This is a genomic window from Kitasatospora nipponensis (assembly GCF_039528135.1).
Lineage (GTDB): Bacteria > Actinomycetota > Actinomycetes > Streptomycetales > Streptomycetaceae > Kitasatospora > Kitasatospora nipponensis.
This window is the reverse complement of sequence record NZ_BAAALF010000001.1, coordinates 57,156-73,263: the sequence shown is the minus strand read 5'-3', so window position 1 is coordinate 73,263 and position 16,108 is coordinate 57,156. Positions and strand designations below refer to the sequence as shown.

At 74.2% G+C, this 16,108-nt stretch carries 11 protein-coding genes; 6 read left to right on the top strand and 5 right to left on the bottom strand.

All coding sequences use genetic code 11. The annotated features are described in order from the left end of the window. Window positions 1–332: 332 nt before the first annotated feature. Window positions 333–1,364 (bottom strand): LacI family DNA-binding transcriptional regulator, encoded by a 1,032-nt coding sequence (locus ABD323_RS00280; RefSeq protein WP_344437530.1) that lies wholly within the window; start codon window positions 1,362–1,364, stop codon window positions 333–335. A 456-nt stretch (window positions 1,365–1,820) separates the two neighbouring features. On the opposite strand from ABD323_RS00280, the gene ABD323_RS00275 reads away from it, so the two are divergent. From ABD323_RS00275 to ABD323_RS00265, 3 genes are all read left to right on the top strand, one after another. Further along, window positions 1,821–2,141, top strand: a complete 321-nt coding sequence (locus ABD323_RS00275; protein WP_344437528.1) for a DMT family transporter — start codon at window positions 1,821–1,823, stop codon at window positions 2,139–2,141. A gap of 287 nt (window positions 2,142–2,428) precedes the next feature. Further along, a complete protein-coding gene (locus ABD323_RS00270; RefSeq protein ID WP_344437525.1) occupies window positions 2,429–3,214 on the top strand; it encodes a neprosin family prolyl endopeptidase in 786 nt (261 codons plus the stop codon). 180 nt (window positions 3,215–3,394) lie between these two features. Then, entirely contained in the window at window positions 3,395–4,717 is a 1,323-nt protein-coding gene (locus ABD323_RS00265) for an NAD-binding protein (protein WP_344437523.1), read from the top strand. A gap of 106 nt (window positions 4,718–4,823) precedes the next feature. Here ABD323_RS00265 and ABD323_RS00260 read toward each other — a convergent pair whose 3' ends face one another. Both ABD323_RS00260 and ABD323_RS00255 read right to left on the bottom strand, forming a co-directional pair. Then, window positions 4,824–7,127: a chitobiase/beta-hexosaminidase C-terminal domain-containing protein gene (locus tag ABD323_RS00260; RefSeq protein WP_344437521.1), complete on the bottom strand. Its 2,304-nt coding sequence runs from the start codon at window positions 7,125–7,127 to the stop codon at window positions 4,824–4,826. Window positions 7,128–7,401: 274 nt separating this feature from the next. Next, a complete protein-coding gene (locus ABD323_RS00255; protein WP_344437519.1) occupies window positions 7,402–8,883 on the bottom strand; it encodes a condensation domain-containing protein in 1,482 nt (493 codons plus the stop codon). Between the two features lie 357 nt (window positions 8,884–9,240). Here ABD323_RS00255 and ABD323_RS00250 point away from each other — a divergent pair, with 357 nt between their 5' ends. Next, complete coding sequence (locus ABD323_RS00250; RefSeq protein ID WP_344437517.1) at window positions 9,241–9,630, top strand: DUF4280 domain-containing protein; 390 nt, start codon at window positions 9,241–9,243, stop codon at window positions 9,628–9,630. Window positions 9,631–9,683: 53 nt separating this feature from the next. Here the strand turns inward: ABD323_RS00250 and ABD323_RS00245 are convergent, their stop codons facing one another. Next, window positions 9,684–11,111 (bottom strand): COG1470 family protein, encoded by a 1,428-nt coding sequence (locus ABD323_RS00245; RefSeq protein WP_344437515.1) that lies wholly within the window; start codon window positions 11,109–11,111, stop codon window positions 9,684–9,686. A 212-nt stretch (window positions 11,112–11,323) separates the two neighbouring features. On the opposite strand from ABD323_RS00245, the gene ABD323_RS00240 reads away from it, so the two are divergent. Together ABD323_RS00240 and ABD323_RS00235 are read left to right on the top strand one after the other, a co-directional pair. Next, the gene (locus tag ABD323_RS00240) at window positions 11,324–11,950 is read left to right on the top strand and encodes a response regulator transcription factor (RefSeq protein ID WP_344437513.1); all 627 of its coding nucleotides are present in this window, start codon (window positions 11,324–11,326) and stop codon (window positions 11,948–11,950) included. A gap of 295 nt (window positions 11,951–12,245) precedes the next feature. After that, window positions 12,246–15,494 carry an ATP-binding protein gene (locus ABD323_RS00235; RefSeq protein ID WP_344437510.1) on the top strand — a complete coding sequence of 1,083 codons (3,249 nt, stop codon included), beginning with the start codon at window positions 12,246–12,248 and terminating at the stop codon, window positions 15,492–15,494. 5 nt (window positions 15,495–15,499) lie between these two features. Here the strand turns inward: ABD323_RS00235 and ABD323_RS00230 are convergent. After that, on the bottom strand, window positions 15,500–16,108 hold a 609-nt coding region (locus tag ABD323_RS00230; protein ID WP_344437507.1), incomplete at its 5' end, for a discoidin domain-containing protein.

The window sequence follows — 16,108 nt, the reverse complement described above, 5'->3', positions numbered from 1 at the left end:
TGCCCGTTGCTTGAAACGTTTTAGTTGGGCCAGTCTGGGAACAGCGCAGCTCGCTGTCAAGGGGTGGGACGGCGGCGATCGGGAACCGATCGAGTGGCCGACGGGACGCCAGGAGAGCTGGGAGGCCCGGCTGTTACCGGCCCGCAACCGGCCCGTGGTCGGACCGCGATCGGACCGTCCCCGAACGGCACCTGGGAGCTCCGGGGGACGGCCGCAAGGGGGCGGAACCGCGGCCCGCGGACGGCGCCCGGCGGGGTGCGGCGGCGATCCGCGTCAGCGGTCCCCGCCCACGGCTGTGCGCGTCGGTGGTCGCGGGCCCGCGGCGGTGCGCGTCAGTGGTCGCGGGCCGGCGGCGGGCCCATCGAGGCGCGTTCGACCAGCTCGACGTGCTGCTGGTGGTCGGCCGGGGAGCCGTCCTCCAGCAGACGGGTCATCAGCGCACGGCCCATCGCCCGCCGGTCCAGGCGCAGCGTGGCCAGCGGGGGATCGAGCAGTTCCGAGGTGGGCAGGTCGTCGTGCCCCACCACGGAGAGCTCGGAGCCCACGGTGACGCCCAGTTCGCGGGCCGCTTTGTACACGGCGTAGGCGGTGAAGTCGGAGTTGGTGATCAGCGCGGTGGGCCGCCGGGGGCCGCGCAGCAGCTTCAGGGTGGCGTTCCGCACCGCCTCCAGGTTCAGCGGGGTGCGCACCACGTGCGGCTTCACCCCCAGCCGGCGGGCGCTGGTGCGGAACTGCCGCAGCCGGTCGCTGTCCGCCATCAGGGCCTCGGGGGCGGACAGGAACGCGATCTCCCGGTGGCCGAGTTCGGCCAGCCGCTGCACGGGCAGCTCGACGGCCTGCCGGCTGTCCGGCGACACCCGCGAGACGCCGTCGATCCCCTCGGCGGTCGCGTTCACCACCACGGTCGGCAGGTCGGGACAGAGCTTCTGCCAGAAGCGGACCGACTCGCCGGTGCCGACCGGGGCGATCGCCAGCCCGCCCACCCGGTAGCCGGCGAGGCGTTCGATGTGCTGGCGCTCGCGCTCCTGCGAGTAGTCGGAGTCCACCACCAGCAGCGTCGCCCCCGCGTCGTGCGCCACGTCCTCGGCGCCGCTGATCACGTCGAGGAAGAACGGGTTGGAGAGGTTGCGCACGACCAGCCCGTAGATGGTGCTCCGGCCGCTGCGCAGGGCCTGGGCGTGCGGGTTCGCCCGGTAGCCGAGGCTGTCCGCGGTGGCGAGGATGCGCTCCCTGGTCGCGTCGGCGACCCCGCCGCGCCCGTTCAGCGCGAAGCTGGCCAGGGTGACCGAGACACCCGCCTCACGGGCCACGTCACGGATACCGACCGCCCGCCGTGCGGGCTTCTCGCCGCCACGCGGAGTCATCCGACCCTCCCGGAGGTCTTGCGCTGCAACTTTTCTAAAACGATTTGGTTACCCAGGTTGTACCACTCGGGCGACCGGCCGTCGAGGGTCGCACGCCGACCACCGTATGCCCTGAGCCCCCACCCACGAGGGACTTTTCGCGATCACGGCAGGCCACGGGCCCGGCGGTTGCGGGGGCGGGCGTGCGGGACGGGGTGCGGGGTGGGGTGCGGGGTGGGGTGCGCGCAACGGCACGGGACGGCCGACCGGCAGGGGACGGTGAGGTATAGATTCTGCCGCGAGGCCGCTGCCCGTGTCGGGTGCACGGCCGCGCGAGGCCGGTGCGGGTGCCCGGCACGACCGATGTGTGCGACCTGCCGCGCCGCTCGACGCGCAGGCCGGGCGAGTCCGCCAGGCGCTCAAGTGCCGTCGGAGCCCGGAGCGTCGGCGCGCGCCCACCCGTGACCAGGAGAATCCATGCCCTACCTGCTGCTCGCCCTGGCCATCGCCGCCGAGGTGTGCGCCACCACCTGCCTCAAGCTCACCGACGGCTTCAGCCGGCTGCTGCCGAGCGTCGCCGTCGTCCTCGGGTACGCGCTCTCCTTCGCCCTGCTGGGAAGGGCGCTGCGCGCCATCCCGGTCTCGGTCGCCTACGCCGTCTGGTCGGGCGCCGGAACGGCGGCGGTGGCCGCGATCGGTGTGGCGGCGTTCGGGGAGTCGATGGGACGCCTGCAGTGGCTGGGCATCGCCCTGGTGATCGCGGGCGTGGTGGTGCTGAACCTGCGGGGCGGCCACTGAGGACGCCGACGACCCGGCAGCGAATGACTCGGCCGCAGGGGTTGCGGAGCACCGTCGGTCACGCCTAACTTAACCAGCCATGTAAATGGAGTTATCTCGCGATGAGCGGTGCTCCCGCCGCGCGGCCGGCTGATCCCGGGCCGCGGCGCCGCGCCCTCGTCCGTGATTCCAGGCCCCTCCCCGGCGGGGTGCGGCGGCGGCCGCCTCGCGAGCGGTCGCCGCCGCACCCCGACGACCCCCGGGACAGCCCGTCCCGGAACCAACCCCCACAGAGAACCGGGTCGCCCATGTCCACCCGAAGAACCCTCACCGCGCTCGGCGCCGCGCTGGGTCTCGCCCTCCTGCTGCCCGCCCAGGGCGCGCAGGCCGCCACGTACCGCAACGGCGCGTGGTTCAGCTACGTCTCCGGTCAGCAGAGCACCCACGCCACCGGCGCGGGCGTCACCATGACGCAGGCCACCCCCTACCTGGCCAGCGCCCAGGGCCACACGCTGCAGGAGCTCTCCCTCCAGGACGCGAACCAGCAGTCCACGATCGAGGTGGGCTGGACCGTCGACCCGCAGGTCAACGGCGACTACCTGCCGCACCTGTTCGTCTTCCACTGGGTCAGCGGCCAGGTCACGTGCTACAACGGCTGCGGCTTCGTGCCGGCGAGCGGCACGGGTGTCCAGCCCGGCATGGCCGTCACCTCGGGGGCCACCGCCACCTTCCAGATCAACCACGACGCCACCAGCCATGCCTGGTGGATCTACTACAACGGCCACGCCGTCGGCGACTTCCCCGACTCGCTCTGGCGGGACCCCCTCACCCAGGCCGACACCTTCACCAGCGCACAGCTCGTCAGCGCCTTCGGTGAGGTCGCCGACCCCAACCAGACCAGCCAGAGCTGGATGGGCAACGGCTCCTGCGGGAGCTGGTCCACCTCCTCCGCCATCTCGGGCTACCAGCTGTACGGGTCGAGCGACCAGCCGAACTTCACGGTGCGGGCGACCGATCCCCGGTCCTACGGCTTCGGCAGCGTCACCGCCACGTCGTTCCACCTCGGCGGACCCGGCGCCGGCGGCTCCTGCTGAGCCGGCTCCCGCGCTGACCGGGCGCGGCTACGGACACTCCCCCAGCAGTCGCCCGCAGCCGCGCCCCCTGCCGGACGGCCACCGGCCCCCGGCCCAGGCCTCGACGAGGAAGCCCCCGTGCCCAACGCCTCTGCCAGTCACGCCACTTCAAACCGCGCGCCACACCCGGACGGCTTCGTCGTGATCGGGACGACCGGCCTCACCCGACGCGTCTGCGCCGCGCTGCGCCAACAGCGCCGCCGGGTGCACCACCTGACGACCCCCGACGACCAGGAGCTCGAACGGGCGCTGAGCGGTGGGCCGCCGGGCGTGGCGGTCCTGACCGGCGACGACGTCACCGCGCTCCGCTACGCCCTGGCCGTGCGGCACCTCAGCCCCACCACACCCGTCGTCGTCGCCGTCTTCGACCGCACCATCGCCCAGCAGCTCCAGGCCCTCCTGCCGCACTGCACCACCCTCTCCCCGGCCGAACTGCTCGCCCCCACCCTGGCCGGACTCTGCGCGGACCCCGACCTCCTGGCGCTGCCCCGCACGGCGCCCGCGGTGCGCCGGCAGGACGGCCGGCTGGTCCGCACACCGTGGCGCAGCACGCCAGCCGCCCGGTGGCGGTCGCTGGTCGGGCGGCTGAGCGGCCAGCTGCGGCCGCACGACGCGGACTCCCGGATGCTCCTCGGCGGACTCCTCGGCATCACGGCCGTCCTGGGCCTGGACTGGGCCTGGCTCTGCACGGCCTTCCACGAACCGGTGGGGACGGCGTTCGTCGAGGCCGCGCGGGTCGTCACCGCCGTGGGACCCGCCGGCACGCACCCCGGGCACCGGGCCTACCAGGCGGTGTCCGGCGCGATGATGCTCTCGACGCTCGGCTTCACCGCCCTGCTGACCGCCGGCCTCGTCAACCGCATGAGCGGCCCGCGCCTGGTCGGCCTCCTCGGCCCGCGGGTGCTGCCCCGCTCCGGCCACGTGCTGGTCGTGGGGCTCGGACAGGTGGGCCTGCGCCTGTGCCAGGCGCTGCACCAGCTGCGCATCCCCGTGGTCGCCGTCGAACGCGACCCGACCGCCGCCCACCTGCGGCTGGCCCGCTCCCAGGGCATACCCGTCGTCCTCGCCCACGGCGAGGACCGCCGCGTCCTGCGACGGCTGGGACTGCACCGCGCGCGGGCGCTGGCCGCCATGGGGTCGGACGAGCTGGACAACATCGCCGTGGCCGTCGCCGCCCACGGCGCGGCACCGGGTGTCCGTGTCGTGCTGCGGGCCGGGGAGAACGAGGCCATCGCCGAGACCCGCTCGCTGCTGCCGCTCGGTCACACCCGCGACACCACGCGGGCGAGCGCCGCCTTCGTCGTCGCCACCCTCCTGGGCGAGCGGCCGCGGCTGGTGGTGGCCGACTTCGACTGCGACTACCTCGACCTGCCGGACGAGGGCCTGGTGCCCCGCCCGGTCCCGGCCCGCGACGACTGCGACCACGTCGCCCCGGGACCGTCGCCGGCCGGGCGAACCGGGTAGCGCAGGGGGCGCCGGCGCCGGCCGGCCCGAGGAGCGTGGACCGGCCGGCGCGAGGGGTGCCCGGTGCGGGGTGACGGGTTCCCGGTGACGGGTGAGAGATGACGGATCAGGGGAAGGAGACCACGTTGCTGGGCACGGTGCTGCCCGTGGGCGTGATCGCTCCCGTGTCGTCGATGACGTGGGTGATGGTGCCCTTGCCCCCCAGGGAGACGGTGAACGTGTCGTGGAACCGCACGCCCGCCGCGGCCGGGACCTCGAAGGCGTGGTAGGCGTTCACCGACGGGTTGACGTTGAAGTAGCAGTAACTGCCCAGCCCCCACGCCTCGTGCGAGGTGACGCCGGCGCCCACCTTGTAGGCGGCGTAGCCGTTGGCCCCGCTCGGACCCGTCCAGGCGGCCTGGTTCGGCACGTCGTACGGCATCTCGTTCTGGAAGAAGATCGTCCTGCCGTTCTGCCCGTTCCAGGTCACCTCCTCCTTCTGGTAGTGCTCGACGAACAGGCCGGTGGCCTCGACGTTGGCGCCGTTGACGACCAGGCCGTGGTCGGCCGTGTTGACGCCCCAGCCGACCGTGCCCGCGTTGCCGTGGTCGGCGCGCCAGGCCCAGATGTCGTCGATGATCGCGTCGCTGCTGTTGACGATCAGGCTCGTGGTCGCCCGGCCCGCGATCTCGCCCCCGATCCGGAAGAACACGTCCTGGATCGTCGTCGGGTCCGCCGCGTGGCTCGCGGAGGACCCGGTGGTCCCCACGGTCAGCAGCGCGGCCGAGTTGGTGGTGCCGGCATCGAAGAGCAGGCCCTTGAGCCGGACGCCGTCGACGTCGGCCACCTGCATCGCGTTGGCCCCGTTGTCGGGGACGAACGTCGGGTAGCCGATGCCCAGCACGACGGTGTCGGCCTTGGTGACGTTGAGCGTCCGGTCGAGGTGGTAGACGCCCGGGGTGACGAAGAGGTCGCACCCCTGCGCCAGCGCCGCGTTGATGGTCGTGGCGGTGTCGCCGGCCTTGACGACGTAGAACCGGCTCATCGCCCGCGAACTGCCCGGGGTGCTGCCACCCGCCCAGCTGGGGCCAGAGGCGCCGGTGCGCAGCGCGGGCAGGAAGACCCGGTACCTGCCGGTGCCGTCGAGGTAGAGGTAGGGCACGTCGCGCGAGACGGGGGTGGTGCCGAGCGTGGTCTCCGGGGGGTTCGGGAAGGTGGTCGCCGGTGCGCCGGCCGTGCCGGAGAAGACCATGTTCCACACCCCGCCACTCCAGCTGCCGAGGCTGCTGTCACGGGTGTACCACTGCTGCTGCGAGGCGGAGGACGCCTGGCCCGTCACCTTGGTGTCGGCCAGGTAGCCGCCGCTCGCCCAGCCGTAGCTGGCGGGGTAGAGCTGCAGGTCACCGTGGACGTCGACACGACGCAACGGCGCCGCCTGCGCCACGGCCCAGCGGTCGCCGCCGGCCGGGTTGATGGCCAGGTTCTCCGCCGAACGCCAGAAGTTCTGCGTCGCGTTGCCCGCGTCGGAGGCGTTGAACGCGTCGACCGTGACGTGGCCGTTGATGGTCACGTCGTCCGGGTTCTGCCCCAGGCCCGCGACCGAGGTGTAGAAGCCGACGTTGTCCTCCACGGTGTACACGCCGGGCTTGAACAGGTCGGCCACCCGGTTCTCGGCGAACTGCGCGGTGGTGGTGTCCTTCATCTGGGCGAACTGGGCGTCGAGTTGTGACTGGATGGCGGCGCTGGACATGCCGGGGTCGAAGACGTGCACGTTCGGCCCGAAGTCGGGGGTGTCGGACTGCGTCGGGCATCCGGTCGTCGAGCCGCCGATGGTGAAGGTGGCGGCGGCCACGGGCGAGTCGGTCAGGCCGGGGGCGGAGCCGACGGCCTGGACGGTGGCGGAGGCGGCGACGGTGATCGGCCCGGTGTAGAGGGTCGACGACGCCGTGGGCAGCGAGCCGTCGAGGGTGTAGCGGATGGTCGAACCCGCCGTCGCGTCGGTGATGGTGACCGACTGGGCGCTCGGGAAGGAGCCGCCGGCCGGACTGAACGCCGGTGTGGCGACCTGGCCCGGGCCGCCTGCGGCGCCCTGCGTGTAGCTGAAGTGCGGGGTGTCGTACTGCGGGCCGTTCTTCTCGTAGGTGAACCAGTACTCGACCAGCGTGCCGGTGGTGAGCGAGCCGACGGTCCGGGTCCAGCTGCCGGCGGCGTCGGTCATCCGGAAGTTCTGCTGGCCCGTGCCGTTGATCAGGTAGTGGACGTCGACGTACAGGGCCGGCGTCGTCGGGGTGAAGGTGATCTGGGCCTGCGAGGCGCCCAGTGGGGTGACGCTCTGGGTGTAGTCGCCGGACGCGGCGGCCGCGGTCCCGGAGGTGGACGTCAGGCCGAGCAGCCCGGCGAGCGCCAGGGCGAGGACGGCGAGCAACGCCACGGTGCGGTGCCCCCGCCCCGGATGGGAGGGCCTGCGACTCGGAGGAACGGTGCGATGCATGAGGTGGGGGGTCCTCTCGCCTGTGTTCGTGAAGTGAACGCCAGATCGGCCCCGAGGAAGTGCAGGTGTCACCTCGGAGCATGACTCCCGGCCGCCGTGGGGAGGGGCCTTCGAGTCAGTTCACAAGGCACTCACTCCTAGAGGTGATCGGGAGCGAGCGCCTCCGAGGGAGTCTCGTAGTGGTCTGAACCATCGTCAAGAGGTAGCGCAATGTTCACTCTTTGAAGAGGGAAGCCGACTGCCGGGAGTTGAACCTTCGGGGACTGATGACGGTGCCCACCGATCGCGCCGGCGATCCGGACCGGGCCACGCCTTCGCGCGCCACCGAGACGATGATCTCCCGCAGCCGCTCGACGTACAGCCGCATGCTCTTCGCCGCGACGCCGGTGTCCGGATAGCGGCTGGCGAACTGCAGCCCCTCGTGGAGCCTGGTGATCCACGCGCACACCTGGTCGCCGTACGAAACCCGCAGCAGCGCGCAGGCCTTGAGGTCCTGCCAGCGCTCCGCTCCCGGGATGCCGCGCGCGTCGACGAACGAGACGATCGAGTACAGGTCCGGGGAGGTGGGCCGGAAGTCCGAGCCCAGCAACTGGAGCACCCGGGCGATGGGCATCCGCGACAACGGCCGGTTCTCCCGCAGCGCCGTGCGGACCGCCGCCAGCGCGCCGTCGAAGTCCGGCGCCCGCGCCACCGGAACCTCGATCGGCGCGCCGCCCACGTACCAGCCCACCGAGTCCGCCCACTGGGAGTGCGCCCTGGTGTGGAACGGCACGACGGTGCGGTACACCTGCTGCCCGCCCGCCTCGCCGACGATGAGTGCGGTGGCCGCCAGGACGCCGCTCAGGCTCCCGCCGTAGGGCCGGCAGTACGCCTCGAAGGCCGCCGCGTCGGAGGCGTCCACCAGCATCTCGTCCATCAACTTCTGCCTCGGCAACGGCGCTTCGGGATCGAGGCCGAGGTCGAGGGGGAAGGCCGGCAGTCTGCCGTCACACCGGTGGATGAACTCCCGCCAGCGCGCGACGATCGCGTGCGTGTCGTCGATCCGGTCGGCGCTCGCGCGCTCGGTGGCGCAGAAGTCGACGTAACTGGCGACCGGCGTCCGCTCCACGGCACGGCCCTCGAGGCCCGCCGCGTAGAGTTCGTGGATCTCGGCGGCGATGCGCTGGAGCGAGTACGCGTCGACGTTGGTGTGGTCGAACGCCAGGTAGACACTCGTGCCGTCGTCCCTGACGACGGCGGTGAAGATGAAGTTCGGCCAGGTGAGCGCGTCCGCCGCGTGGTCGAAGCGGTCCTGGAGGTACCGGGTCAGCGCCACCGCGTCGGGGAAGTCGCCGACCTCCGCGCGGTGCAGCGCGACGGCGTCGGCGTCCAGCGTGAAGCGCCGCATCTCCTCGCCGACCCAGCGCAGCCCGCTGCGCAGCGTCTCGTGCCGCAGCGTCCAGGCCCGCAGCGCGCCTTCGAGGACGTCGAGGTCGACCCGCCCCGGGATGTCGAACGCGGTGCCGAGCCAGGTCGGCACGAACAGGCCGGCCCGGCGGACCGCCCGGGCCGTTCGCACGTGGGACTCCTGCACGTACGCGGGCGGGCGGGCATCGTCCGGCAGGCGGCTCGCGGCCTCGACGACCCTCGGATGCAGCGTCCACTCCACGAGGCGTCCGGGCCGGATCTCGCACCGCTGGAGGTCGGTCACTCGCACGAAGTCTCCGTTCGCAGGCCCCCGGGGCACGGACAGGCTGCCGTCGACCCGTGCCCGCGGGGCATCGCTCGACCGCACGAGCAGACCAACGATCGGATCATCTGGGAGAAACGCGGTAGACCGGTCTGGGCTAACGAAGTGCGCCGGCGGGCGGCGGTGCAACGGTCGCGAGGGCACCGGTCGGGGCAGGGTTCGACTGGCTCCGCGGGACCGTGCGGGCGGGGCGACGGCGGGCCGCCGGTGCGCGCAGGGTGCCCAGCCGACGGGCCGGGGGGTACTGTCGGCGGCTGTCGGCCGGGCGCGCCGTCCGCCCGGGACCACGCCCGCGGCCGCGTCGAGGGTGGGGAGGACGGGAGCATGGGCAGGCTGGTGGTCCACGGCGCCGCGGTGACGTGCTCGTTCGGCCAGGGGGGACCGGTGCCGCTGACGGTCCTGCGCGAGGACGCGACGGCCCAGGGAGGTCCGATCGCGACCGTCGCCGACGCCGTGCCGCTGGTCAACATCCCCTCGTTCGGCGTCTGCGTGAGCCCGGAGAACCCCGCGGTGAACGCGACGCTGGAGTCCCTGGGGGTCCTCACGCCACAGCCCTGCGTTCCGGTGGTCAGCGGGCCGTGGGAACCCGGCTCGCCCACGGTCCTGGTCGCCGGGGTACCCGCGCTCACCGACGCCTCGATGTGCGGCTGCGTCTGGGAGGGCGAGATCACGATCGTGACGGCGGGTCAGGTCGCCACCGAGGTGGCGGGATAGGGCCTCGCGGAGCGCGCCCGCCCGCGCGGCGGGCCGGGGGCGGGCGCGCTCGCTCAGTGCGGTGAGGGCGAGCCGGACGGCGAGGGCGGTGCGACCGCCTGCCCGTTGACGAACAGTGACTCGACGCAGGCCGTCGAAGCGGACGCGTCGGGCGGGGTGCCCGGCTTCCGGCAGGCCACCGACAGCACGATCCTGCTCTTCGGTGACGCCTGGACGGGGGTGACCCAGTGGCTGTCGTGGTCGCGGAAGTTCTCCAGCGCGAGGGAGCTCACGACCGTGCCGTCGATGCTCACGGTGAGGACTCCCTCGTCCCCCTGCGGGGCTTCGGCCACGATGTCGGTGATCAGCAGCATCCGGTCGGCGGGGACCTGGAAGGTCGCCTCACCGTGGCTGCCCGGCTTGACCGTGGTGTCCAGGCGGGTGGAGAACTGCCCCTGGACGCTGCCCGCGCCCGCCGTCGCGCCGCCGTTGGTGCCACCACCGCCGCCGGGCCCGGGCGGCGGGGTGCCGTTGCCGCCGGCCGGCTCCGAACCGGCGGACGGAGCACCGGAAGCACCGCCCGACGTACCGCCGGACGGAGCGTGCCCGGCCCCCGGGCTCGCCCCCGGGCCGGCGAGCGGCTTGGCCGACGATCCGCCCGGTGCGGGCGCCTGCCCGCCGGCGCCCGGTACCGCGGGCGGGTTGACGGCCGCCTGGACGGCCTGCTTCACCTGGGCGTCGACCGACTGCCGGGCCGCCGACTGCACGGTGGGCCGCACCAGGGCGAACCAGAGGGCGACCAGGGCCGCGAGGGCGCCGACCGCCGCGAACAACCACCCCGGCAGGATCGGCAGTTGCTCGTAACTGCCGGGCAGGGTGGCCGTCCTCGGCTCGGTGCCCTCGCCGGTCTCCACCGTGACCTGGTGGGGATGGACCTTGGCCCGCCCGCGCCACAGGCGCTTCCTGGCGCGGACCGCCAGGTCGACGTGCGCCCGCTCCCCCGGTCCCACGACCAGCGCCGCCGGCTTGAGGGAGCACCGCAGGCGCTCGGTGGGGTCGGTGGCGGCGAGCAGCACCGAGGCGGCGGTGTTGCCCCGGTTCTCGATCCCGACCTGGGACCGCGCGCGCAACCGCCCCTGCGTCGACTTGGGGAGCAGCCGTACGTCGAGCTCGTGGAAGGGCAGCACCCGCACCACGCCCTCGGGGACGGTCGCGCCCTGCGGGCGTTCGGTGGGCACCACCCGGACGGCGTAGGCGAGTTCCTGGGCGGCGAGCTGGTGGGAGCGCGGTGGCCGGAAGGTCACGGCGACCGTCCCGTCGGTGCCGGGGTAGAGCGTCAGAGCGGACGGCTCCAGCTCGGTCCAGTCCGACGCGGCCCCGACGACGGAGAGCCGGTAGGACTCGACGATGTCACCCTCGTTGCGGATGTGCAGGGTGGTGCGCTGCGCGCTGCCCGGATCTACCGAGAGGGAGTGCGAATCCAAGTGGGCGGTTACGGTCATGCCGGCCGAATGTAGGCAGGTCGCGGGCCGTTCACAGCGCCCGTAGGGGCACGGTGGGGGGCAGAGCTGACGGACCGTTAGGACGCTGTTAGGGACATGGCAACTCGCCTTCGCACAATAGTGCCCCCTCGCCGGAGCGGGCCCGGTGCGCCCGCGTACGCCGTGGGCACCCGGCCCGGCGACGGCGACCGTCCGACCCCTGGAGGAACGTTGTGGAACGCGTTGCCGTCTTCGTCCACGCCGACGACCTGATCTCGCAGTCCGGGGTGGTCAGCCAGTTGCGCCTCTGTCCCGAGGTGCGGGTCCTGGACGCGGCGGAGGAGGAGCAGGCCGACGTCCTGCTGATCGTCTCCGAACGCGTGGACCCGGCGACGGTGGCCCTGTTGCGACGGCTGTGCCGGCGCAGTCCCGCGGCCAAGCTGGTCCTGGTGGTGGCACGGGTGGCGGAGTCCGGACTGGCCGCGGCCGTGGAGTGCGGGGTGGTGGGCCTGATCCGCCGTCACGAGGTGACCGCGCTGCGGCTCACCCAGGTGATCACGGCCGCCGCGCGCGGCGAGGGGGCGGTACCGCCCGACCTGCTGGGCCGGCTGCTCGGTCAGGTGGGCCGGTTGCAACGCCTGGTCCTGGATCCGCGCGGGATCTCCTTCTCCGGCCTGGATCCGCGCGAGATCGAGGTGCTGCGGCTGGTGGCGGAGGGTCGCGAGACCCGGGAGATCGCCGACGAACTGGCGTACTCGGAGCGCACGGTCAAGAACGTGCTGCACGACGTGACCAGCCGGCTGCAGCTTCGCAACCGCGCGCACGCGGTGGCGTACGCGCTGCGGGAGGGCCTGATCTGAGGGTGCGCGGTGGAGCCTTTGGGGCGTCCCTGTCAGCCGGCCGTCACAGAACGATGACATCAGGTTACCCGTCGGTTAAGGTCGGCTGGCACGTCCCGTTGGCGCCCATCTGACGCTCAGACAGCGCGAGGTTGTTGACTTGACGCATCATCGGTTCACCGTTCCCGAGGGGTCGACCACGTCCGGGCCGCGCGGACCGCTCGCGGCCCCTGCGGCGGCCGCCACCGGGAGCGACGCCGGGCCACCCCGTCAGGTGTCCCGGGCGGAGGCCGGCGGATCGTCACGGGCGGCCACCATGGCGTCGGTCGAGCGGGCGCTGCGGGCCGCGCTGGGCGGGCAGACCGGTGCGCTGCTGGTGGAGGGCGAGGCGGGCATCGGCCGGACCGCCTTCCTGGTCGAGGCGGCCGCCCGCGCCCGGCGGCTCGGGTTCACCGTCGCCCGCGGCCGGTGCCACCCGCAGGACCGGGGGCAGCCGCTCGGGGTGGCCCGGCAGGTCCTCGCCTCCCTGCAGCTCGCCACCCCGGGGTTCACGGGGGTGCCGGACCTGGATCCGGTCCCGCACGGCGGCCGCGCCTCCGAGGCCGGGCTCTTCGAAGCCCTGGTCACGCTCTACCGCCGGCTCGACGAGGCGGCCTCCCGCTCCCCGCTGCTGCTGGTGGTCGACGATCTCCAGTGGTGCGACCGGTCCTCGCTCCAGGCGATCAGCCAGCTGGTCCACCTCGCCGTGCGGCTGCCGCTGGTCCTGGTGGTCGCGGTGCGCGCCGGCGAACCGGTCTGCCACCCGGAGGCGTTCCAGGACGTGGCCGACCACCTGCTGCGCACCGAGCTGTCCGGGCTCGGCACGGAGGAGGTCGCCCGGCTGGTGCGGACCGTCCTGGACGGTGAGCCGCACCCGGGCTTCGTGCTCGCCTGCCGGCAGGCGACCGGCGGCAACCCCCGGATGCTGCGCGGGCTGCTCGGCGAGCTCGCCCGCCGCGACGTGTCCGCCCAGAGTCCCGTGGACCTGCTGGCCCACGTGCCGCAGGCGATCGCGCAGGACGTGGAGGGGCGGCTGCAACGCCTGGGCATGGACGCCCTCGCCCTGGCGCGGGCCGTCGCGGTCCTGGGCGACGGCGCGGACCTGGCCCTGGCGGCGGCCGTCGTGCCGCTCGCGCACGCGGCGGCGGTGCAGGCCGCGGACCGGCTGATCCAGGCCCGGGTGCTCTTCAACCGGCGTCAACTCGCCTTCCGGCACCCGGTCGTCGGGGCGGCCATCGCGCGGTTCCTGCCGGCGGGAACCGCCAGCACGCTGCGGGTCCGGGCGGCCCGCGTGCTGTACCGCTCCGGCGGACGGCAGGAGGAGGCGGTGCACCAGCTGCTGCTGGCCGATCCGGTCGGCGAGGGCTGGGCCCTGGAGATCCTGCGGGCGGCGGGCCGCGCGGCGGCCGCGGCGGGACGCTCCGAGGCCGCGGTGCGGTACCTGACCCGCGCCCTGTACGAACCCCAGCCCGACCCGGAGGCCCTGCTGACGCTGCTGCGCGAACTGGGGACCGCCGAGGGCCGCACCGACGTCAGGGCGGCGGTGGGACACCTGACCCAGGCGGCCGGGCACGCCCGGGGCCCCTTCCAGCAGGCCCAGGTCGCGGAGCGACTGGCCGACGCCCTGGCCGCCTCCGGTTCGCTGCCCGAGGCACGCCGGGTGCTGGACGGCGCGGTCCGCCAACTGGACGGCGGTGACCTGGCCCTGCGGTTGGAGGCCCGGGCGCTGGTCACCGTGCTGGCCGACCAGACGGCGCCGGGGGAACTGGACCGCCGGGTGGCCCGGCTCGACGGCCGCGGGCGGGGGGTCCCCGAGGTGCGCCGCGTGCTGGCCACCCTGCGCGGGGTGCAGGAGTGCCGGGCCGGCCGGTCGGCGGCGGCCGCGGCGGCCCAGGCCCGCCGCGCCCTGGCGGACTGCCCGCAGGACGCCTTCCTGGACGAGATGGTGTTCTGGACCAACCTGCGCACGCTGATGCGGGCCGAGGAGGACGATCTGCCCCGCCTCCACCGGCCCTGCGCGCCGCTGCTGGCCCCGTGGGGGCGCGGCCCCGAGTCGGCGGTCGGCCTGCTGACCCGCGGTCGCCTCGAACTGGCCCAGGAGCGCACGGCGCAGGCCGTGGAGACGGCCCGGGAGGCGTGCGCGCTGGTCGAGCGGGTCGGTGTCCGGCAGGACAGCGCCCTGTGGGTCCGTGCGCAGGCCCTGCTGATCGACGCCCTGCTGAGCCTGGGCCTGCCGCAGGAGGCGGCACGGTGGATGGAGCAGGACGGGCTGAGCGCCGGACAGGCGGGCGGGCGGCCGCCGGAGATCCTGCTCACCCTCGGCCGCCTGTGCCTGGAGCAGTCGGACCTGCGCACGGCGCGGGACGCCGCGCTGGGCTACGGCCGGTTCCTGGCCCGGCAGGGCATCCAGGGCATCGCCTACGGACACTGGCGTTCCCTGGCCGCCCGGGCCCACCACGGGCTCGGCGAGCAGGAGGAGGCCGAGCGGCTCTCGGCCGAGGAGGTGCGGCTCGCCCAACTCTGGGGGCGGCCGCGGGCGCTGGAGCTCGCGCTGCAGACCCGCGCGGTGGTGCTGGGCGGGCCCGGCGAGCCGACCGAGCCCGCCGGCACGCCCTCGCCCGGCGGGACCCGCAGGGGCGTCGGGCCGGTCGGAGCGGTCGGGCAGGTCGGTGCGGTCGCGACGGTCGGTGCAGTCGCGGCGGTCGGTGCGGTCGCGGCGGTCGGGCAGCCCGGTGCCGGCCACGCGGCGGGTCACGCCACCGGCCGCGGGGCCACGGCGGTGGCCAACCGGGCGGGGACGGTGGCCGTTTCGGGCCCGCTGGGGTTCCACTGCCTGGGCGGTTTCCGGATCGAGCGCGGTGGCGTGGAGCTCGACCTGTCGGGTGTCCGTCCCAAGGCCGGCACGCTGCTGCGGCTGCTGGCGATGCACGCGGGCGCCGCGCTCCACCGGGACCACCTGCTGGACGCGCTGTGGCCCGGTCTCCCCCCCGAGCAGGGGATCCGCAACCTTCAGGTGACGGTCTCCCGGCTGCGGACCTTCCTGGAACCGCAGAGCCGTCGCGGCTCGGCGCGGTTCCTGGTGCGCTACGGCGCCTCCTACCGGCTCGCCGCGGAGCCCGATGTGCGCTGCGACGTGCAGGAGTTCGAGCGCGCGGTCCGGCGCTGGCGGCACGCGCGCCCGCTGCCCGCGCCGCAGGGGGGTGAGCTGCTGGAGGCGGCCGTGCGGCTGTACACCGGGGACCTGCTGCCGGAGGACGGCCCGGCCGAGTGGGTCGTCACCGAACGCGCCCGGCTGCGCAACCTGGCGGCGGAGGCCTACCAGGCCCTGGCCGAGGTGGAGTTGGGACTCGACCACTTCGACGCCTCGGCCACAGCCGCCCGGCGCAGCCTGGACCTCGACCGCTTCCGCGACGCCTCCTGGCGGGTGCTGATCGCCGCCGCCCACCGGGCGGGCGACGTCGCGGCGGGCGAGCGGGCCCGCCAGGAGTACGAGGGGATGCTGCACTCGCTGACCCTGAGCAACTGACCGGGTCAGCTCCGCTGGTAGAACTCGACCTCGCCCAGGGCCACCAGCCGGCCCGGCTGCATCCCGTAGGTCGACTGGACCGTCAGCCGGATCCGTACGACGCCGGCGATCGGCAGCTGCACGGTCTGCGAGTCCGGCTTGTCCTCCAGGCGGACGGACTTGTGGACCACGCGGCCGTCCCCGCCCCAGGCGGTGATCTCGATGTCGGCCGGTCGCGCCTGGGTCAGGAACTCGTCCTGGTGCGCCGAGGAACCGGAGTTGACCACGAGGTCGACCAGGCGGAAGGGCTGGGCGAAGTCCGCCTCCAGCCACTGCCCGACGGGGGGACCCGACGGCGGATCCACCGGTGCCCAGTAGTGGTCCCAGGTGCCGTCGACCGCGGCGGCGGCCGGGTGGCCCGGGGCTTCGCTGGAGGCCCGCACCGAGGCGGCGTTCACCGGGGTCGGCGGCGTGAAGCGGTCCCGCACCGCGCTGACCAGCCGCGGGCCCTGCGCGACCGCGCCGTAGGCCAGCGCCACCAGGAGCGCGAGCACCAGCAGCCGGGTGACCAGCCGCCTCAGCCGTCCGCCCCGCCGTCGGCGGGCGAGCCGGCGGCGCCGCCGGCGACTCTGCCA